This is a genomic window from Nocardioides proteolyticus, assembly GCF_051280635.3.
Lineage (GTDB): Bacteria > Actinomycetota > Actinomycetes > Propionibacteriales > Nocardioidaceae > Nocardioides.
This window is the reverse complement of sequence record NZ_JBNBPO030000005.1, coordinates 114,262-132,695: the sequence shown is the minus strand read 5'-3', so window position 1 is coordinate 132,695 and position 18,434 is coordinate 114,262. Positions and strand designations below refer to the sequence as shown.

Below are 18,434 nucleotides of genomic sequence, written 5' to 3'. Positions count from 1 at the left end.
CTGACCATGCGCAGCAAGATCGCGTCCGTACTCGTCGGGCTGGGGGTCTTCCTCGTCGTCGGGGCCGTCATGGTCCGCGCCTACGCCTACCCCGCGCTCGCCAAGACACCGGCCAACTACGACAGCGTCACCGAGCTGGAGTCGATCGGGGCCCAGGTCTTCAACTCCGACCCGGAGGTCCTGGAGACCGAGACCACCGACCTGGAGATCCAGTCGCGGACCGTCGCCGACAGCGGCGCCGACGCCCCCGACGGCGTCGCGGTGTGGGTCAACTCCACGACCGTGACCCGCGCCGACGGCTCGGTCTTCCAGCAGCAGCGCGAGCGGGCGCCGTTCGACGAGGTGACCGGTGCCGCCGTCGAGTGCGACAGCTGCGAGTCGTGGAGCGAGGTCGCGGCCGGTGAGCGGGAGGCCGTCCAGCGGGAGGGCCAGGTCTACAAGTTCCCCTTCGGCACGGAGAAGAAGGACTACCTCCAGTGGGACGGGACCATCGGCGAGGCGACCACCGCGCGGTTCGAGGGTGAGGAGCAGCTCGACGGCCTGACCGTCTACAAGTTCGTGCAGACCATCGAGCCGCAGGTCGTCGAGACCCGCGAGGTGCCCGGCAAGGTGTTCGGCTCCGACGAGGCGGCCGTGCAGGCGGAGATGTGGTACGGCATGACCCGCACCTTCTACATCGAGCCGGTCACCGGTGCCCCGGTCAACCGCGTCGAGGACCGCGTCCAGGAGCTGCGCTACGACGGCGTGACCGTCCCCGCCTTCACCGGCACCGTCCAGTACACCGACGCCCAGGTCGACAAGCTGGTCGAGGACGCCAAGGGCAACGCCCCGATGCTCGCCGGCATGAAGCTGCTCTTCCCGCTCGTGATGGCCGTGCTCGGGCTCGCGCTGCTCGTGGCGGGCGTGCTCATGACCCGCTCGGCCAGCCGTCGCCGCGCGGTCGAGCGCCGCGAGGAGAAGCCGCTGGTCGGGGTCTGACCCCGGCGGCACCCAGAACTCCTCTCAGAGGAGGGAGATGACGGCCTCGAGCAGCTGCTCGAGGCCGTCGTCCGTCCAGCGGGCCGCCCGCCCTCGCAGGGTGACCACGGTCGTTCCCCGACCCGGCAGGCCGACCGCTCCCAGCGACAGGCCGGTGCCGCCCGCGGTCACCGGGTAGAACGCCAGGGCGCCGGCGGCCGGGGCGTCGACCTCGCCGAGGTGCGAGACCAGCAGGGTCGAGCCGAGCCGCGGCGCCAGCAATCGGATGCCGAGCGACAGCACCCGGTCGGCGTACGGCGTCCAGGGCCGCGCCGTCCCCGCTGCCGGGGGCACCTGCAGGGGTGCGGTGCGCACCTGCCGGGCGACCTCCTCCCGGTCCAGCAGCTCGACGTCCCGCAGCCGGAGCAGGGCGCTGCGATCGTCGATCCTCGACGGCTCACCGGCCCTGCCGGCACCGACGGCGACGGCGACCCGTCGCGCGGTGCGGCCGTGTCCGGCCTCGTGCGCCACGACGCCGCGCGCCGCGGCGTGCACCAGGTCGGCGGTGCGGAACCGGCCGGGCACCTCGCGCCGTACGACGACGTCCCCGGCCCCTCCCCGGTGGCCGGCCGGCGTGGTGACCCGCGCCGGGGGCCGCAGGACCACCTCGCCGAGCCGACGCAGCACGGCTCGCGCCAGGCCGGTGTCGGAGGGCCGGTCGTCCACGCCCCGGGCCGTCGTGGTCACCGGTCCGAGGCCGAGGTGCTCGAGCACGCGGAGCAGGGCGAGGCCGTCGGCGGCTCCGTGGTGGGCCGACAGCACCACGCAGCGGGGTGCTGCCGGCCCGTCGGCGCGGGCCGGGGCGATGCCGACGACCAGCGGAGCGGCGCTCGCGGCGACCAGCGTGCCGAGCAGCCGGTCCGGACTGCCCGACTCGACCACGGCGGGGGCCGGGCCCCAGCCCTGGGTGACGTACAGCGACCGGAGCCGCGCGCCGAGAGTCTCCCGGTCCAGCGCGCCCGCCGCCACCGGCTCCGCGGTCAGCAGGATCCGCCACCCGATGCGGGTGTCGCCCACCCAGCGCGGCGCGCTCGGCCCGCTCACGGCTTGCGGGCGACCAGCACCAGGCTCACGCCGGGCAGCCGGCGCAGCGGCAGCACCCGCTCCATCGCCACGGCGGCGCGCAGCCCGGCGTTCAGCACCGGGTGGACCTCCTCCATCTCGCTCTCGGCCACCTGGTGGCTGCGTCGGCGCGCCCGGACGACCGGGCGGAGCAGCACGTTCCAGGACCAGAGGTCCTCCACCCGGAAGCCTGCGCCGCGCGCCAGCGCCGCTAGCTGGTCGCGCTCGTAGCGGCGCACGTGCCCCAGCGCCACGTCGTGGCCGCTCCACAGCGCCATCCCGGCCGGCACCGCGACGAGCAGCCGCCCACCCGGCCGCAGGACCCGGTGGCTCTCGCGGGCGACGGCCTCGTGGTCGTCGATGTGCTCCCATGCGTCGGTCGACATGACCAGGTCCACCGAGGCGTCGGCGACCGGCAGCCGACGACCGTCGCCGCGGGCCACCGGGATGCCGCGCGATGCGGCGATGGTCGCGCCGGTGGGGGAGTACTCCACCCCGACGGCCCGCCAGCCCAGCTCCCGCAGGACGGCGGTGGTGCCGCCGCTGCCGCAGCCGACGTCGATCGCCCGGCCGGCAGGCCAGGGCGCGACGGTGCGGCGGACCAGCGCCCGGCGGGCGGCGTACCACCAGTGCCGCCGCTCGAGGGCGGCCGACTTGGCGATCTCCTCCTCGTCCACGGGTGCAGCCTAGGGTCAGAGCAGGTCGGCCCCGAAGACGGCCGTGCCGGGGGTGAGCGTCCCGCGGACCCGCGACCAGCCGCCCCACGGCCGCTCGTGGTCCTCGGGCCACTGCGGCTCGAGCAGCGTGGTGAGCCGGAACCCGGCCTCGGCCAGCAGGTGCACCCAGTCGCCCAGGGTGCGGTGGTGCTCGACGTACGACGTCTCGCCGGTCTCGTCGTCGACCTCGACGTAGGGCGTGCGGTCCCAGTACGACTGGGTCGCCGTGAGGCCCTCCTCGGTGGGGTCGTCCGGGAACATCCAGCGGGTCGGGTGCGTGATCGAGAAGGCGAACCGGCCCCCCGTGCGGAGCACCCGGGCGGTCTCGGCGACGGCGGTGCGGATGTCGGCGACGAACTGCAGCGCGCCGAACGAGGAGAAGACGACGTCGAAGGAGTCGTCGGGGAAGGGCAGGTGGGTCGCGGTGCCGAGGACGCTCGGGACGGCGACTCCGGTCATCTCGTCGATGCGCCGCGAGTGCTGGAGCTGGCGGTGGGAGAGGTCCAGGCCGAAGGCGCGGCCGCCCCGGCTGCGCACCCACCGCGAGCACTGCCCGGCGCCCGAGCCGACCTCCAGCACGCTCCGGCCGGCGACGTCGCCCAGCACGCCCGCCCGGGCCTCGGTGAGGCCCTCGGGACCCCACAGGAACCCGACGTCCCCGAGGAACTCGCCGTGGGTCGCCTGGTACTCGTCGGAGTAGCGGTCCCAGTCCGCGCCGTTGGCGCGCCGGGACTCCTGCTCGTCCGCGGGGCGACGATGGGCCGTCACCGGCGGATGCGGCCAAACCTGCACGGGACGAGGATAGTGCCGCCGGTTGGACGGGCGTGCGCGGCGGCGCGTACCCTAGAACGTCCGCGTCCTCAGGGCGCGGTGAACCATGGAACCACCTCGAACCATCCGGCCCGACTACATCTGCCCACCCAAGGACTGTCCCTACACATGACGAGCACCCTCTCGACCCCGCTGCTGAGCCAGTACGACGACAACGCGCCCCAGGTCGCGGTCAACGACATCGGCTCGGAGGCGGACTTCCTGGCCGCCATCGACCAGACCATCAAGTACTTCAACGACGGCGACATCGTCGAAGGCACCATCGTGAAGGTCGACCGGGACGAGGTCCTGCTCGACATCGGCTACAAGACCGAGGGCGTCATCCCCTCGCGCGAGCTGTCGATCAAGCACGACGTCGACCCCTCCGAGGTCGTCACCGTCGGCGACAAGGTCGAGGCCCTGGTCCTCCAGAAGGAGGACAAGGAGGGTCGCCTGATCCTGTCCAAGAAGCGCGCCCAGTACGAGCGCGCCTGGGGCACGATCGAGGAGATCAAGGAGGCCGACGGCGTCGTCGAGGGCACCGTCATCGAGGTCGTCAAGGGCGGCCTCATCATCGACATCGGGCTGCGCGGCTTCCTCCCGGCCTCGCTGGTGGAGATGCGCCGCGTGCGCGACCTGCAGCCCTACGTCGGCCAGACGCTCGAGGCGAAGATCATCGAGCTCGACAAGAACCGCAACAACGTGGTGCTCTCGCGCCGCGCCTGGCTGGAGCAGACGCAGTCCGAGGTGCGCCACGGGTTCCTCACCCAGCTGCAGAAGGGCCAGATCCGCAAGGGCGTCGTGTCCTCGATCGTCAACTTCGGTGCGTTCGTGGACCTCGGCGGCGTCGACGGCCTCGTGCACGTCTCGGAGCTGTCCTGGAAGCACATCGACCACCCGTCCGAGGTGGTCACCGTCGGTGACGAGGTCACCGTCGAGGTGCTCGACGTCGACATGGACCGCGAGCGGGTCTCGCTGTCGCTGAAGGCGACCCAGGAGGACCCCTGGCAGCACTTCGCCCGCACCCACCAGATCGGTCAGATCGTGCCGGGCAAGGTCACCAAGCTGGTGCCGTTCGGCTCGTTCGTCCGGGTCGAGGAGGGCATCGAGGGCCTCGTGCACATCTCCGAGCTGGCCGAGCGCCACGTGGAGATCCCCGAGCAGGTCGTCCAGGTCAACGACGACGTCATGGTCAAGATCATCGACATCGACCTCGAGCGGCGCCGGATCTCGCTGTCGCTCAAGCAGGCCAACGAGACCTCGGCCGCGGCCGACGTCGAGGAGTTCGACCCGACCCTCTACGGCATGCCCGCGACCTACGACGAGCAGGGCAACTACATCTACCCCGAGGGCTTCGACCCGGAGACGGGCGAGTGGCTCGAGGGCTACGAGGAGCAGCGCGCGACCTGGGAGGAGCAGTACGCCAAGGCGCACGCCCGCTGGGAGGCCCACGTCAAGCAGCAGGCCGACGCCAAGCAGGCCGAGATCGAGGCCGGCGAGGCGACGTCGTACTCCTCGGGTGCCAACGCCGACCGCGTCGAGGAGACCGGCGGCTCGCTGGCCTCCGACGAGGCGCTGCAGGCCCTTCGCGAGAAGCTGACCGGCGGCGGCGCCTGAGCCACCGCTGACCGAGCAGCACGAAGGCCCCGACCTGTTGGTCGGGGCCTTCGGCCTTCTCGGAGGGGTGGGGGGAGGCGGTCGGTCAGTCGAACCAGCGGGCGGCGCCCCTGGTGGCGAAGCGGTCGCCGCGGGCCCAGGCCACCAGGGCCGGGGCGAGCGCGGCGAGCGCTGCTGCGAAGAGGATCTCCATGGCAGAAAGTCTGCTACCGCATAGACTCTGCCACCAGTGGCAGAAATGCCGGATACCGTTGAACATCTGCCACCGACCTGCGACGCTGGGCCCGTGACGCTGACCAACGTGGCCGTCCTGGCCTTCCCCGGAGTCGCCCCCTTCGAGCTCGGCATCCTCTGCGAGGCCTTCGGGATCGACCGCACCGCCCACGGGGTGCCCGCCCTGGACTTCGCGGTGTGCGCCGAGGACGACGAGCCGATCCAGACCTCGATGGGGTTCGCGCTCCAGATCCCCCACCGGCTCGACCGCCTGGCCGAGGCCGACCTGGTGGGGGTCCCGGCCACGCCGCACGGCGTGCTGCCCTCGCCGGCCGTGATCCAAGCGGTCCGCGACGCCTACGACCGGGGTGCCCGGATCCTGTCGGTCTGCAGCGGGGCGTTCACCCTCGGTGCCGCCGGTCTGCTCGACGGGCGGGAGTGCACCACCCACTGGATGTACACCGACGAGCTGCAGCGACGGTTCCCGCTGGCCAAGGTGGTCCCCGAGGTCCTCTACGTCGACACCGGCCAGGTCGTCACCGGCGCCGGCAGCGCCGCCGGCCTGGACGCCGCCCTCCACATCTGGCGCCAGGAGTACGGCGCCGCCGTGGCCAACGCCGTGGCGCGCCGGGCCGTGGTGCCGCCGTACCGCGACGGCGGGCAGGCGCAGTTCATCGCGCGTGCCGTGCCGGCCTGCGACGCGGAGACCCTCCGGCCGCTGCTGACCTGGGTGCTGGAGAACCTGCGCGAGGACCACAGCGTCGAGTCCTTGGCCAAGCGGGCGCTGATGTCGCCGCGCACCTTCGCCCGGCGGTTCCGGGACGAGACCGGCACCACGCCCCACCACTGGGTCACCCAGCAGCGCGTGGCGGCCGCCGAGGAGCTGCTCGAGCGCACCGACCAGCCGGTCGAGTGGATCGCCAGCGAGGTCGGCTTCGGCAACGCCGCGACGCTGCGGCACCACTTCGTGCGGGTCCGCGGGGTCAGTCCGCAGGCCTACCGCCGACAGTTCGCCTGCTGACTGCCGGCGGTCGCACCGTCGCTGAGGCTGCCTCCCGACGGAGGCGGATGCAATGGGCGTGCGTGGTTAACGTCAAGCCATGGAGGACTCCACGGCCGACATGCTCATGGGAGCGGCCCGGGTCCTGCGCCGTCGCTACGCCGCCGCGCTGGAGAAGTACGACGTCACCCCGGCGCAGTCGCGTGCGCTGCGGGTCGTGGGGGAGCACCCCGAGGCGCGACTCTCGCAGATCGCCGACGCCCTGCGCATCGCACCGAGGTCGGCGACCGAGGTCGTCGACGCGCTCGAGGGCCGGGGGCTGGTCCGCCGGATCCCCGACCCGTCCGACCGGCGCGCCACCTGCGTCGACCTGACCGCGGACGGCCGGCGGGTGCTGCGGGTCATCGACCGCACCCGGCGCGCCGAGTCCGAGCGGTTCCTCGCGGGACTCCCGCAGGAGGAGCGCAGCCAGCTCGACCGGATCCTGCGCCGCCTCGTCAGCTGACCCCGCTCTGGACGGGCCGACCCCCCCAGGACGGCCCGTCCAGGCGTGCCGCTCGCTCACGGGGTCGCCCCCGGTGCGTTAGCAGCGTGTAAAGGCTACGTGCGCCTTGTTTGAATCATCAACTTCGGTGACCCCTCGACAATTCGACCCGCCGGACCTTGCCGGTCAGCGTGCGGGGAAGCGCCCGCGGGAAGACGTACTCCTTGGGTCGCTTGGGCGGGGCGAGGTGCTCGCGGGCGAACGCCTGGAGCGCCCCGGCGTCGGGTCCGTCCCCGCTGACGACGACGGCCGCGCACACCCGCTGGCCCCAGTCGGGGTCCGTCACGGCGTACACCGCGACGTCCTCGACGCCCGGGCAGGTCCCGAGCACCTGCTCGACCTCGGCGGGATAGACGTTGACCCCGCCACTGATGATCAGGTCCTCGCGCCGGCCGTCGAGGTAGAGGTAGCCGTCCTCGTCCAGACGGCCGAGGTCGCCCACGGTGAACGCCGGCCCCGCGGGGGTGTCCCGCCAGGCCGCGGCCGTCTTCTCCGGGTCGCCGAAGTAGGTGAACCGGGCGTGCTCCGGCACCACGCACCAGATCGTGCCGTCCTGGTCGGTGCTCAGCACCCGGCCCGGCCGAGCTCGGCCCACGGTGCCCGGCCGCTCGAGCCACTCCTCGCTGCGGCACGCGGTGAACTGGCCCTCGGTGGACCCGTAGAACTCCCAGGTCGAGCCGGCCGGGAAGGACTCGACCAGCCGGCGCTTCACGTCGGTGGGGCACGGAGCGCCCGCGTGGGCGACGAGCCGGAAGCACGAGAGGTCGGGAGCGCCGACGGCGTCCCAGTGCGCGAAGAGGCGCTGCAGGTGGGTCGGCACGCAGAACACGGTGGTGGGTCGCTCCGCCTCGATCACCGCCGTCGCCGCCGCCGGGTCGAAGCCGTTGCCCAGACCGCTGGCGCCCAGTCCCACGACCCGCCCGCCGGCGAGCACCGTGCCGGTCGCGAAGCGCAGCGGTGCGGAGTGGTAGAGCGGGCTCAGCACCAGGTTCACGTCGTCCGCGCAGAACCCCCACAGCTCGCGCTCCTCGGCGACCAGCGCCGCCGCGTCCGCCTCGCCGAGCAGGCCGGAGTAGACGCCCTTGGGCACGCCGGTGGTGCCGCTGGTGCAGTGGATCGGCCGGCCCAGGGGCAGGCCCGCCTCGGGCAGCCCGGCGACGAGCGTGGCCAGCTCCGCCTCGGAGCCCACCACCCGGCTCGGTGCGAGCGCGGCCAGGATCCGACCCTGCTCGGTCTGGGTGAGCCGCGGGTCGAGCGGGATCGGGAACACGCCGGCGGTGAGCAGGCGCAGCACCGCGTCGACGTACGTCGCGGAGCCGGGGACCAGCAGCGCCACCCGGTCGCCGGGGGAGAGGTCGAGGGACGTCACCGGTCCACGGTAGGGGGCCGGCCCTGGTCCGGACTGACCAGGACCGGAGGCCGATCGGCTCGCTTCCGTGTCGTTCCCGCCGGTGACCGGGTCCGACGAGGCCCGCAGGGCCTACGCTCCCTGGTGGAGAGGGAGGACCATGGTGATGTCGCGCGTGCCCGTGCTGGTCGCCGACGGCGCGGAGCGCACCCGACGCGTCGCCACGCTCACCGCGACGCTCACCGCCCTGCTCCCGGTGCTGCTGGCGCTGCTCGTCCTGCCGCCCGGCGCACGTGCGGTGGCAGCGGACGACGACCCGGTGCGGATCATGCTGCTCGGCGACTCGGTGACCCAGGGGTCCTCCGGCGACTGGACCTGGCGCTACCGGCTGTGGCAGCACCTGGCCGGTGTGGGCGCCGACGTCGACTTCGTCGGCCCCCGCGACGACCTGTGGAACCTGCGCACCGGCGAGCCCGGCGCGACGTCGTACGCCGACCCGGCGTTCGACCGCGACCACGCGGCGCGGTGGGGGATGTGGGCGGTGTTCCCGGACGTGCCGATCCCGGACCTCGTCGCGGTCCACCAGCCCGATGTGGTGGTCGTGATGCTGGGGGTCAACGACCTGCTCTACGGCGTCCCGACCGAGCAGGTGTCGCAACGGCTGAGAGACGTCGTCGCCGAGGCCCGGTCGGTGCGCCCGGACGTGGACGTGGTCCTCGCCGAGGCGACCCAGCGCTGGTTCGCCGGCGTCCCGGAGCTCGACGCCGCCATGGCCGCGGCGGCCGAGGAGCTCTCCACCGAGCAGTCCCGGGTGGTGCTGGCCCCCGCCTCGGCGGGCTACGAGCTGGCCGCCGACACCTGGGACGGGTCCCATCCCAACGCTCGCGGCGAGGTGCGCATCGCGGCGGCGGTGGCCGACGCGCTGGCAACGCTGGGCGTGGGTGCGCCCGTCCCCCGACCGCTCGTGCTGCCGCCGGTGGGACCCGTCGTCGGCGCGACGCTCTCGGCGACGCGGGGCGACCGTCGCGCCACCCTGGCCTGGGTCGGCCCCGACGGCGCCACCTCGCACCGGCTCTGGCGCCGGGACACCGACGTCACCAAGACCTGGTCGCTGGTCCCCGGGAGCCTGCCGCGCGACGGCACCCGCGCCGTCACCGGGCTCGTCAACGGTCATCACTACGAGTTCCGGCTGCAGCCGGTGAAGGGCGACGACGAGCCCGAGGGTCCCGCCCACTCCAACGTCGTCCGGGTCGCACCGGCCGCCCCCCGTCTCGTCGCGCCGTCCCGGCTGCGGGGCGTGGCCGGGCGTCGCTGCGCCCGGCTGACGTGGACGCCGGTCACCGGGGCGCGGGCCTATCTCGTGCAGCGCCGGGGCGCGCACCGCTGGACGCGGGGCAGGCGCGTCGCCGGCACTCGCGTCGTGCTCACCCGGCTGCCCGCCGCCCGGGCCTGGCGGTTCCGGGTGCGGGCCGTGCGCGGCGCCGAGGCGGGCCCCGTCCGGGTCGTGCGCGTGGCCCGCCGCCACGGCACCTGTCGGGCCGGCCGCTAGTAGGGTCCCCCTCGTGCGCGTCGGACTGACCGGGGGGATCGCCTCGGGGAAGAGCACTGTGTCCGCCATCCTCCGCGAGCTGGGCGCCGTGGTCATCGACGCCGACCAGCTGGCGCGCGAGGTCGTCGAGCGGGGCACGCCCGGGCTCGCGCGCCTGGTCGAGGCCTTCGGCCCGGAGGTGCTCACGGCCGAGGGGGACCTCGACCGCCCGAAGGTCGGCTCCATCGTCTTCCACGACGAGGAGAAGCGGCGGCTCCTCGAGAGCATCGTGCATCCCCTCGTCTTCGAGAGGTACGCCGAGCGGGAGGCGTCGGCGCCCGCCGACGCCATCGTCGTGCACGACATCCCGCTGCTCGTGGAATCGGGCCGGGCGAGCGAGTTCGACGCGGTGATCGTCGTCGACGTCCCCCAGGAGACGCAGGTCGAGCGGATGCTGCGTGACCGGGGCTGGAGCGAGCAGGACGCGCGGGCGCGGATCGCCGCGCAGGCCGGCCGCGAGCAGCGGCGGTCGGTGGCGACGTACGTCATCGACAACACCGGCACGCTCGACGACCTGCGCGACGAGGTCGGTGCCGTCTACGCGGACCTCGAGCAGAAGGCCGCCGCGGGACGCTAGTCCCACGGCGGCCTGGAAGCCTGGCTGGCTGGCTGGCTGCCGAAGCTCTACGCGGCTACGCGGCGAGGTCGGGGTCGCCGAGCCGGCGCAGCTTCTGCAGGGCCTCCCGCTCCAGCTGGCGGACCCGCTCGGCCGAGATGCCGTGCTTGGCACCGATGTCGGCGAGCTTGTGCTGGCGGCCGTCGACCAGGCCGTAGCGCGAGCGGATGATGTCGGCGGCCCGGTCGTCGAGCTGGTCGACCAGGGTGTTGAGCCGGTCGCGGGCCTCGGTGTCGAGCACGGTCAGGTCCGGACCCGGAGCGGTCTCCTGGGCCATCAGGTCGCCCAGGGAGGTGTCGCCGTCCTCGTCCACCGGGGTGTCGAGGCTGACGTGTTCACGTCCCCACGACAGCAGGTCGAGCACCCGCTCGACCTCCATGCCGAGCTCGGTGGCGATCTCCTCCGGCTCCGGGTCCCGGCCCAGCTGGCGCTCGAGCGTACGGCGCGCGCCGCCGACCTGGTTGAGCTCCTCGACCACGTGCACGGGCAGCCGCACGACGCGCGCCTGCTGGGCGATGCCGCGGGTGATCGCCTGGCGCACCCACCAGGTGGCGTAGGTGGAGAACTTGTAGCCCTTGGCGTAGTCGAACTTCTCGACCGCGCGGATCAGGCCGGTGTTGCCCTCCTGGATCAGGTCGAGCATCGGCATCTGCGCGCGGCCGTACTTGCGGGCGATGGACACGACGAGCCGCAGGTTGGCGTTGATGAACTCCGTGGTGGCCTTGCGGCCCTCCTCGGCGATCCACTCCAGCTCCTCGCGGGTGGCCTGCTTGGGAGCGCCGCCCTTGCGGCGACCGACGCGGCCCTCGCTCAGGAGGTGCTCGGCGAAGAGGCCGGCCTCGATGGTCTTGGCGAGCTCGACCTCGCGGGCAGCGTCCAGCAGCGGCGTCCGCGCGATCTCGTCGAGGTAGAGGCCGACACTGTCGCGCCCCTCGATCTCGCGTCCGTTGCTCCGCCTGGCGTTCGCAGTTGCCGTGGCCATCGCGACCTCCTTCGCTGTGCCGATGTCCGACATCCGCACATCTGTTCCCAACACGTCCGAGCCGTTCGGGATTCCCCCAACTTGCTTGTGGCTCTACCCGCTCAGACGTTCGGTAGCCGGTGTTAGTTGCGAGCCGCGCGTAATCTCAGGCAGTTCTCAGTTGGGAGGGCGAAACGCTCAGGCCAGGCCCATCCGGTCGAGGATCCAGGCGAGGGTGAAGGCGCGGTCCTCCCAGGCCCGGTAGCGGCCGGAGACGCCGCCGTGGCCCGCCGCCATCTCGGTGCGCAGCAGCACGTCTGCGCCCGGCGCCCGCTCGCGGAGACGCGCGACCCACTTGGCCGGCTCGACGTAGAGCACCCGGGTGTCGTTGAGCGACGTCTCGGCCAGCATCGGGGGATAGGGGCGGTCGGCCACGTTCTCGTAGGGGGCATAGCCGGCGATCCGGTCGTAGGCCGCCGGGTCGTCGGAGGGGTTGCCCCACTCGTCGTACTCGGGGACGGTCAGCGGCAGCGACGCGTCGAGCATCGTGGTGAGCGTGTCGACGAACGGCACGCCGGCGACGAAGCCGCCGAAGGCGTCCGGTGCCTGGTTGGCGACGGCGCCGATCAGCAGTCCGCCCGCGCTGGCCCCCTCCGCGACGATCCGGTCGGCGGTGGTCCAGCCGGTCGCGACCAGGTGCCGCGCGCACGCGACGAAGTCGTCGAAGGTGTGCTGCTTGTGCTCGAGCTTGCCGTCGTCGTACCAGCGGCGGCCCATCTCGCCGCCGCCGCGCACGTGCGCGATCGCGAAGGCCGCACCTCGGTCGAGCAGGGACAGCCGGCTGACGGCGAAGTAGGGGTCGATCGACGCCTCGTAGGCGCCGTACCCGTAGAGGTGCACCGGCACCGGCGCCGTCCCCTCGGGCCCGCGGCTGCCCTTGCGTACGACCAGCGAGATCGGCACCCGGACGCCGCCGGTGGACTCCGCCCACAGCCGGTGCTCCTCGTAGTCGTCCGGGTCGTAGCCGCCGAGCACCGGCGCCTGCTTGCGCAGCACCTGCTGGCCGGTGCGCAGGTCGTGGTCGTACACCGCCGAGGGGCGGCTCAGGCTGCTCATCCCCACCCGGACGGTGGGCTGCTCCCAGGCGGGGTTGCCGCCGACGCCGACGCTGGCGAGCTCGCCCGGGAACTCCACGAGGCGGTCGCCGGCGACCGGGTGCTCGGGGTCGGTGCCGAGTGCCAGGACGCGGACCTCGGTGCGCCCCGCCCTGCGCTGCTGGACGACGAGGTGGCCGGCGAACGCGTCGACGTCCTCCAGCCGCACGGCCGGGTCGTGGGGCAGCACGGCGCGCCAGTCCTCCGGCGGGGTCGGCGCCGCCGGCGCGACCGACAGCTCGAACTCGGGGCCGCTCGCGTTGTGCAGCACCAGGAACCGGTCCTCGCCGCCGACCACGGCGTGCTCGAGGGAGTACTCCACCCCCTCGGTCCGTACGGCGAAGCAGGTGGGGGACGCGCTGGCGTCGCCGGCGTCGAGGACGTGGTACTCCGACGTCGTCTTCGAGCTCGCCGCGATCATCACGAAGCGGCGGCTGCGCGTGCGGCCGACGCCGACGAAGTAGCGCCCGTCGGGCTCGTGGAAGACCAGCTCGTCGTCGGCCTGCGACGTCCCCAGCCGATGGCGCCAGACCTTGTCGGGCCGCCACGCCTCGTCGACGGTGGTGTAGTAGAAGTGGTCGGCCGAGCCGCCCCAGGTGACGCCGCCGAGCACGTCGGTCAGCTCGTCGGCGAGCAGCTCGCTGGTCCCGAGGTCCAGGACCCGCACCGTGTAGCGCTCGTCGCCGACGACGTCGGTGGCGTAGGCGAGCAGGGCGTCGTCGGGGCTGACCGAGGAGCCGCCCAGCGAGAAGAAGTCGTGCCCCTCGGCGAGCGCGTCGAGATCGAGCAGCACCTCCTCGCCGGGCAGCGCCGGGCGGTCGGGCTCCGCGTCCGCCGCCGGCTGCGGGGGTGTCCAGTCGTCAGGGTCGCGGACCGGGACGCGGCAGCTGGCGCCGTACTGCCGGCCCTCGAAGGACCTGCCGTAGTACCAGTAGCCGCGGACCCGGGTCGGCACCGACAGGTCCGTCTCGAGCGTGCGCGCCTTGATCTCGCCGAAGACCTTGGCACGCAGGTCGGCGAGATGCGCCGTGCGGGCCTCCGTCCAGGCGTTCTCCGCCTCGAGGTGGGCCAGCACCGCCGGGTCGTCCTTGGCGCGCAGCCAGTCGTACTCGTCGGTGCGGGTGCGGCCGTGGTGGCTGGTCGTCACGGGGCGCCGCGCGGCGCGGGGAGCAACGGGCTGCTGATCGGACATGCGGGCACGCTACTGGTCCGGCCGGTCGTCGCCGGGCGTCGGGCTCTCCTCCTCCACGGGTGGCGCGTGCCAGCGGGAGAGGGCCGGGTCGTCGGCGCGGAAGGAGCGCACCGGCCCCGGCCCGGACTCGGCCGTCTCGAACCGCACGGTGACCACGCCGCGCCCCGATCCCCAGACCCACCCGCGCCCGTGCTCCTGGTGGACCACGTCGACGCCGGGGGACCAGGCGGTCGGGAGGGCCCGCGCGCCCGCCTCCTGCTCGACCCGGTCGGCCGCGCCGGTCCCGTGGTCCCCTTCATCCCCGTCGTCCCCGTCGTGTCCGTCGTCCCCGTCGTCCCCGTCGGCGTGGAGGGCGAAGAGGTCCTCCTGGACCCAGTCGGCGAGGCCGGAGACGCCGACGCCCAGCAGCCGGACACCGCCGGAGGCGTCGAGGTCGGCGAGCAGGGTGCGGGCCAGCCGCGCGATGGTCCCCGCCTCGTCGGTGGGCGCGGGCAGCGTCGCCGACCGGCTGAGCGTGGTGAAGTCGTAGAGGCGCAGCTTGAGGGTGACCGTGCGGCCGGAGAGGCCGGCCTTGCGCAGCCGCCGGGCCACGTCCGTCGCCTGCCGCGTCACGATCGCCTCCATCTGCCGGCGGTCGGTGAGGTCGTGCTCGTAGGTGCTCTCGACGCTCACCGACTTCGCCTCGCGCTCGGCCACGACAGGGCGGTCGTCCTCGGCCCGGGCGAGCTGGTGGAGGCCGGTGCCGTGGGCCTTGCCGACGAGGCGGACCAGCTCGTCGAGGCTGAGCCCCTGGAGGTCGGCGACGGTGTGCACCCCCACCCTCCGGAGCCGCTCGACGGTCGCCGGCCCCACGCCCGGGATGACCCCGACCCGCATCGGCCGGAGCACGTCGAGCTCGGTGCCGGGCGCGATGACGACGAGCCCGTCGGGCTTGCGCAGGTCGCTGGCGACCTTGGCGAGGAACTTGGAGCTGGCGATGCCGACCGAGGCGGTCAGGCCCCCGGTGACCTCGGTGACCCGCGCGCGGAGGTCCTCGGCGAAGGCGGTCACCGTGGCGACGTCCAGGTCCGGCAGCCCGGCGCGCTCGAGGTCGACGAAGGCCTCGTCGAGCGAGAGCGGCTCGACCAGGGGCGAGCACGACCGCAGCAGCCGCATCACCGCCGCGCTGGTCGCGCGGTAGGCCTCGAACCGGCCGCTGAGGTAGGCGGCGTGGGGGCAGCGCGCCCGTGCCTCCCGGGTTGACATCGCCGACCGTACGCCGAACGCCCGCGCCTCGTAGGAGGCGGTCGAGACCACGCCGCGGCCGCCCACGCCGCCCACCACGACCGGCTTCCCGCGCAGCGACGGCTTGTCCCGCTGCTCGACCGCGGCGAAGAACGCGTCGAGGTCCAGGTGGAGGACCGAGGCCTGCGAGCGCACGCCGTCACGGTAGTCGTCCTGCGTCACCGCACCGGCCACCTGCTCTCCACCGACCGTGCCGCGGACCGCCGGTTCCACAGCCGGCGCCGCGCAGGGCTGCGGGTGTCCGGACCGCTGGAGATCGTCGACGCATGACGACTCCCCACCCGACCTCCGCTCCGTCCGACCCCGACGGCCTGCACGGCCCGACCACGCTGACCGCACGGACCCCCGAGGACCTGCTGGCGCTCGCCCCGGTCCTGCTCGGGTTCTGGCCCGAGGAGTCCATCGTGATGCTCACCTTCGGCGCCGGACGGCCCTTCCACGCCCGGCTCGACATCCCGCCGCTTCCCGCCCAGTCCCCGGTGGTGCTCCACGACGTCGCGGAGGCCCTGCTCGAGCCGGCGCGCGATCATCGCGTACGACGTCTGGTGCTGCTCTACTTCACCGCCGACGCCGAGGCCGCCGCGGGCGTCCACCGGGCCCTGCGCCGCGGCTGTCGCCGCGCGGGGATGCGGCTGGTCACCGCGCTCCACGCCGACGGCGAGACCTTCGCGGAGCTGACGCGCTCCGCGCCGGAGGAACGAACGCCCTATGACGTCGGATGTCACCCCTTCGTCGTCGAGGCGATGGTGGCCGGCCGCATCCGCCACCGCACGCGGGACGACCTCGTCGCCTCGTTGGAGGCCGACCCCGAGGCGGTGGCCGCCGTGTGCGCCGCGCTGGCCGCCGACCGTGGGCCGGCGGCAGTGCTGCCCACCGGCGCGGCGGCGGTCCTCCAGGCCGGCCGGTGGGTGGAGTCCCTGGTGCGGTGGCGGGTCGCGACCGGCGGTGCCCCGACCGACGCCGAGGTCGCCCGGCTGGTGTGGTCGACCCAGGTCGGGAAGGTCCGCGATGCCGCGCTGTCGCTGGTCGGTGCTGGCAACGCCGAGGGGCACGTCCGGTTCTGGGCGGACGTGGTCCGGCGCACGCCCGAGGCCCTGGTCGCCGCCCCGGCCGGACTGCTCGGCTGGTCCGCCTGGCAGGCCGGTGACGGCGCGCTCGCCTGGGCCGCGGTCGACCGGTGCCGGCGGTCCGACCCCGAGCACGCCCTGGCGCGGTCGCTGGCCACCCTCCTGCAGCACGCGGTGCCGCCCGACCGGTGGGGCCGCTTCGACTGGTCGGCAGGGTTGTGATCGCCGCCGCTGGCTAGTGTCAGGTCATGGGTGATGACGTCGCCGAGCAGGAGTTCGTCCCGGCGGACCGCACGCGCTACCGGCAGAAGGTCCGCCGCTGCCTCGACGTGTTCGAGCGGATGCTTCGGGAGTCGGCGTTCGACACCGACGACCCGTGGACCGGGCTCGAGGTCGAGCTCAACCTCGTGGACGACGCCGGTGACCCGGCCCTGCGCAACGAGGAGGTGCTGGCGGCGATCGCCGACCCTGACTTCCAGACCGAGCTGGGTCAGTTCAACGTCGAGATGAACGTGCCCCCGGGGCCGCTGGCCGAAGGCGGGCTCGACGCGTTCGAGAAGCACCTGCGCGAGAGCCTCAACGAGGCGGAGCGACGGTCCGCGGCCCTGGGCGCGCACCTGGTGATGATCGGCATCCTGCCGACCCTGACGCCGGAGCACCTGGCCGCCGACGTGATCAGCGGCAACCCGCGCTACTCGCTGCTGAGCGACCAGATCCTCCGGGCTCGCGGCGAGGACATCCACATCGACATCCACGGGACCGAGCGCCTGCGCACCACGGTCGACACGATCGTGCCGGAGGCGGCGTGCACCAGCACGCAGTTCCACGTGCAGGTCAGCCCGGAGCGGTTCGCGTCGTTCTGGAACGCCTCCCAGGCCATCGCCGGCGTGCAGCTCGCCGTGGCGGCGAACTCGCCGTACCTCCTGGGCAAGGAGCTGTGGGCCGAGACCCGGATCCCGCTGTTCGAGCAGTCCACCGACACGCGGAGCGAGGAGCTGCGGGCACAGGGCGTCCGCCCCCGGGTGTGGTTCGGCGAGCGGTGGATCACCTCGGTCTTCGACCTCTTCGAGGAGAACGTCCGCTACTTCCCCGCCCTGCTGCCGGTCATCGACGAGGAGGACCCCCTCACCGTGCTCGAGGCGGGGGGCACGCCCAACCTGCAGGAGCTGCGGCTGCACAACGGCACCATCTACCGGTGGAACCGGCCGGTCTACGACATCAGCGACGGGCTGCCGCACCTGCGGGTGGAGAACCGCATCCTCGCCGCCGGCCCGACGGTCGCCGACACCGTCGCCAACGCCGCCTTCTACTTCGGTCTGGTGCGTGCGCTCGCCGACAGCGAGCGGCCGCTGTGGTCGCAGATGTCGTTCAGCGCGGCCGAGGAGAACTTCCGCAACGCCGCCCGGCACGGCATCGACGCCGAGGTCTACTGGCCGGGCGTCGGCCGAGTGCGTGCCACCGAGCTGGTGCTGCGCCGCCTGCTGCCCCTGGCCCACGACGGGCTGGTCGCGTGGGGCGTCGGCGCCGAGGAGGCCCACCGGCACCTCGCCCTCATCGAGCAGCGCTGCCTCGGGGCCACCAACGGCGCGGCGTGGTTCGTCCGCCGGGTGCGGGAGAGCCAGGCCGAGGAGCGCTACGACGCGCTGCGCGAGGTCCTGAACGACTACCGCGCCAACATGGCGGCCAACCGGCCGGTCCACACCTGGTGACCTCCGTCGGCCGGCCGGGCGACCGCGGTCAGGAGGGCGGCGGCGACGGCCGGATCCGACGCCACTGACGGCCGACGCCGGTGCGTGGGTCGCGCCAGGAGCTCCGCGTCACCACGACGAGGTCGAGGCTGACGCCCAGCTCGCCGCCGGCCGCAGCCGTGGCCGCGGCCCAGGCGAGGTCCTCCACGTCGTGACCCTCGGCCTCGCGGGTCAGCCACACCAGCGGCACCCGCTCGCGGGCCAGGCTGCGACGGCACATCGCCTGCACGACCTCCACCCGCAGGGCATGGTCGAGCCGGTCCTCCGGACGCACCTCGAAACGCCGGGCGGCGCGCCCGGGCACGCCCACGTGCAGCACCGGCGGATGGACGCGGCGACGCTCCCGGGTGACGTGCTCCTGCACCGCCGCGCGCAGCACCCGCTGGAGCGCGTGCGGCACCGGCTCGCGGATCCCGGGGGCTGGAGGCATGTCCCGAGCGTGCCCGATCCGCGTCGCACCCGCCCCGGTCGTCCACAGCGCGGGGTGCGGCAGGATG

16 protein-coding genes are annotated in these 18,434 nt (G+C 73.7%); 8 read left to right on the top strand and 8 right to left on the bottom strand.

Translation table 11 applies throughout. From position 1 onward, the window contains the following. Positions 1 to 6 precede the first annotated feature (6 nt). Positions 7 to 978: a cell envelope lipid trafficking protein PgfA gene (gene pgfA / locus ACPOLA_RS04795; protein ID WP_435769255.1), complete on the top strand. Its 972-nt coding sequence runs from the start codon at positions 7 to 9 to the stop codon at positions 976 to 978. Positions 979 to 1,002: 24 nt separating this feature from the next. Here pgfA and ACPOLA_RS04790 read toward each other — a convergent pair whose 3' ends face one another. Genes ACPOLA_RS04790 through ACPOLA_RS04780 form a run of 3 tightly spaced genes read right to left on the bottom strand, consistent with a single transcriptional unit; the run spans position 1,003 to position 3,587 of the window. After that, on the bottom strand, positions 1,003 to 2,061 hold the full coding sequence (locus ACPOLA_RS04790) for a serine/threonine-protein kinase (RefSeq protein WP_435769254.1): 1,059 nt from the start codon (positions 2,059 to 2,061) through the stop codon (positions 1,003 to 1,005). Beyond that, positions 2,058 to 2,756: a class I SAM-dependent methyltransferase gene (locus tag ACPOLA_RS04785; protein ID WP_435769253.1), complete on the bottom strand. Its 699-nt coding sequence runs from the start codon at positions 2,754 to 2,756 to the stop codon at positions 2,058 to 2,060. The genes ACPOLA_RS04790 and ACPOLA_RS04785 overlap by 4 nt, the downstream gene beginning before the upstream one ends. Positions 2,757 to 2,771: 15 nt before the next feature. Then, positions 2,772 to 3,587: a class I SAM-dependent methyltransferase gene (locus ACPOLA_RS04780; RefSeq protein WP_435769252.1), complete on the bottom strand. Its 816-nt coding sequence runs from the start codon at positions 3,585 to 3,587 to the stop codon at positions 2,772 to 2,774. A gap of 147 nt (positions 3,588 to 3,734) precedes the next feature. Here ACPOLA_RS04780 and rpsA point away from each other — a divergent pair, with 147 nt between their 5' ends. The 3 genes from rpsA to ACPOLA_RS04765 all read left to right on the top strand — a co-directional run bounded on the left by rpsA (position 3,735) and on the right by ACPOLA_RS04765 (position 6,940). Continuing rightward, positions 3,735 to 5,222: a 30S ribosomal protein S1 gene (gene rpsA / locus ACPOLA_RS04775; RefSeq protein WP_435769251.1), complete on the top strand. Its 1,488-nt coding sequence runs from the start codon at positions 3,735 to 3,737 to the stop codon at positions 5,220 to 5,222. Between the two features lie 286 nt (positions 5,223 to 5,508). After that, positions 5,509 to 6,456: a GlxA family transcriptional regulator gene (locus tag ACPOLA_RS04770; RefSeq protein ID WP_435769250.1), complete on the top strand. Its 948-nt coding sequence runs from the start codon at positions 5,509 to 5,511 to the stop codon at positions 6,454 to 6,456. A gap of 79 nt (positions 6,457 to 6,535) precedes the next feature. Then, positions 6,536 to 6,940 carry a MarR family winged helix-turn-helix transcriptional regulator gene (locus ACPOLA_RS04765; RefSeq protein WP_435769249.1) on the top strand — a complete coding sequence of 135 codons (405 nt, stop codon included), beginning with the start codon at positions 6,536 to 6,538 and terminating at the stop codon, positions 6,938 to 6,940. A 118-nt stretch (positions 6,941 to 7,058) separates the two neighbouring features. Here the strand turns inward: ACPOLA_RS04765 and ACPOLA_RS04760 are convergent, their stop codons facing one another. After that, complete coding sequence (locus ACPOLA_RS04760; protein WP_435769248.1) at positions 7,059 to 8,348, bottom strand: class I adenylate-forming enzyme family protein; 1,290 nt, start codon at positions 8,346 to 8,348, stop codon at positions 7,059 to 7,061. A 145-nt stretch (positions 8,349 to 8,493) separates the two neighbouring features. Between ACPOLA_RS04760 and ACPOLA_RS04755 the strand changes: the two genes are divergently transcribed. Both ACPOLA_RS04755 and coaE read left to right on the top strand, forming a co-directional pair. Continuing rightward, the gene (locus tag ACPOLA_RS04755) at positions 8,494 to 9,876 is read left to right on the top strand and encodes a GDSL-type esterase/lipase family protein (RefSeq protein WP_435769247.1); all 1,383 of its coding nucleotides are present in this window, start codon (positions 8,494 to 8,496) and stop codon (positions 9,874 to 9,876) included. A gap of 13 nt (positions 9,877 to 9,889) precedes the next feature. After that, positions 9,890 to 10,492 carry a dephospho-CoA kinase gene (gene coaE, locus ACPOLA_RS04750; protein WP_435769246.1) on the top strand — a complete coding sequence of 201 codons (603 nt, stop codon included), beginning with the start codon at positions 9,890 to 9,892 and terminating at the stop codon, positions 10,490 to 10,492. A 55-nt stretch (positions 10,493 to 10,547) separates the two neighbouring features. Here the strand turns inward: coaE and ACPOLA_RS04745 are convergent, their stop codons facing one another. The 3 genes from ACPOLA_RS04745 to ACPOLA_RS04735 form a co-directional block, all read right to left on the bottom strand. Continuing rightward, positions 10,548 to 11,513, bottom strand: coding sequence for a sigma-70 family RNA polymerase sigma factor (locus tag ACPOLA_RS04745; RefSeq protein WP_435769245.1), 966 nt, complete (start codon positions 11,511 to 11,513; stop codon positions 10,548 to 10,550). Positions 11,514 to 11,690: 177 nt separating this feature from the next. Then, positions 11,691 to 13,838 (bottom strand): S9 family peptidase, encoded by a 2,148-nt coding sequence (locus tag ACPOLA_RS04740; protein ID WP_435769244.1) that lies wholly within the window; start codon positions 13,836 to 13,838, stop codon positions 11,691 to 11,693. A 9-nt stretch (positions 13,839 to 13,847) separates the two neighbouring features. Beyond that, complete coding sequence (locus ACPOLA_RS04735; RefSeq protein ID WP_435769243.1) at positions 13,848 to 15,257, bottom strand: DNA polymerase IV; 1,410 nt, start codon at positions 15,255 to 15,257, stop codon at positions 13,848 to 13,850. Between the two features lie 131 nt (positions 15,258 to 15,388). Between ACPOLA_RS04735 and ACPOLA_RS04730 the strand changes: the two genes are divergently transcribed. After that, a complete protein-coding gene (locus tag ACPOLA_RS04730; protein ID WP_435769242.1) occupies positions 15,389 to 16,411 on the top strand; it encodes a DUF4192 domain-containing protein in 1,023 nt (340 codons plus the stop codon). A gap of 26 nt (positions 16,412 to 16,437) precedes the next feature. Then, positions 16,438 to 17,898, top strand: coding sequence for a glutamate-cysteine ligase family protein (locus tag ACPOLA_RS04725; protein ID WP_435769241.1), 1,461 nt, complete (start codon positions 16,438 to 16,440; stop codon positions 17,896 to 17,898). A gap of 28 nt (positions 17,899 to 17,926) precedes the next feature. On the opposite strand, the gene ACPOLA_RS04720 is transcribed toward ACPOLA_RS04725, so the two are convergent. Continuing rightward, complete coding sequence (locus ACPOLA_RS04720; protein WP_435769240.1) at positions 17,927 to 18,367, bottom strand: hypothetical protein; 441 nt, start codon at positions 18,365 to 18,367, stop codon at positions 17,927 to 17,929. Positions 18,368 to 18,434 lie beyond the last annotated feature (67 nt).

Bases quoted from the DNA above. Each gene is read 5' to 3' on its own strand.
- ACPOLA_RS04745 (WP_435769245.1), bottom strand. From the start codon at position 11,513: ATGGCCACGGCAACTGCGAACGCCAGGCGGAGCAACGGACGCGAGATC.
- ACPOLA_RS04725 (WP_435769241.1), top strand. From the start codon at position 16,438: ATGGGTGATGACGTCGCCGAGCAGGAGTTCGTCCCGGCGGACCGCACG.
- rpsA (WP_435769251.1), top strand. From the start codon at position 3,735: ATGACGAGCACCCTCTCGACCCCGCTGCTGAGCCAGTACGACGACAAC.
- ACPOLA_RS04720 (WP_435769240.1), bottom strand. From the start codon at position 18,367: ATGCCTCCAGCCCCCGGGATCCGCGAGCCGGTGCCGCACGCGCTCCAG.
- ACPOLA_RS04730 (WP_435769242.1), top strand. From the start codon at position 15,389: ATGACGACTCCCCACCCGACCTCCGCTCCGTCCGACCCCGACGGCCTG.
- pgfA (WP_435769255.1), top strand. From the start codon at position 7: ATGCGCAGCAAGATCGCGTCCGTACTCGTCGGGCTGGGGGTCTTCCTC.
- ACPOLA_RS04755 (WP_435769247.1), top strand. From the start codon at position 8,494: ATGTCGCGCGTGCCCGTGCTGGTCGCCGACGGCGCGGAGCGCACCCGA.
- ACPOLA_RS04740 (WP_435769244.1), bottom strand. From the start codon at position 13,838: ATGTCCGATCAGCAGCCCGTTGCTCCCCGCGCCGCGCGGCGCCCCGTG.
- ACPOLA_RS04765 (WP_435769249.1), top strand. From the start codon at position 6,536: ATGGAGGACTCCACGGCCGACATGCTCATGGGAGCGGCCCGGGTCCTG.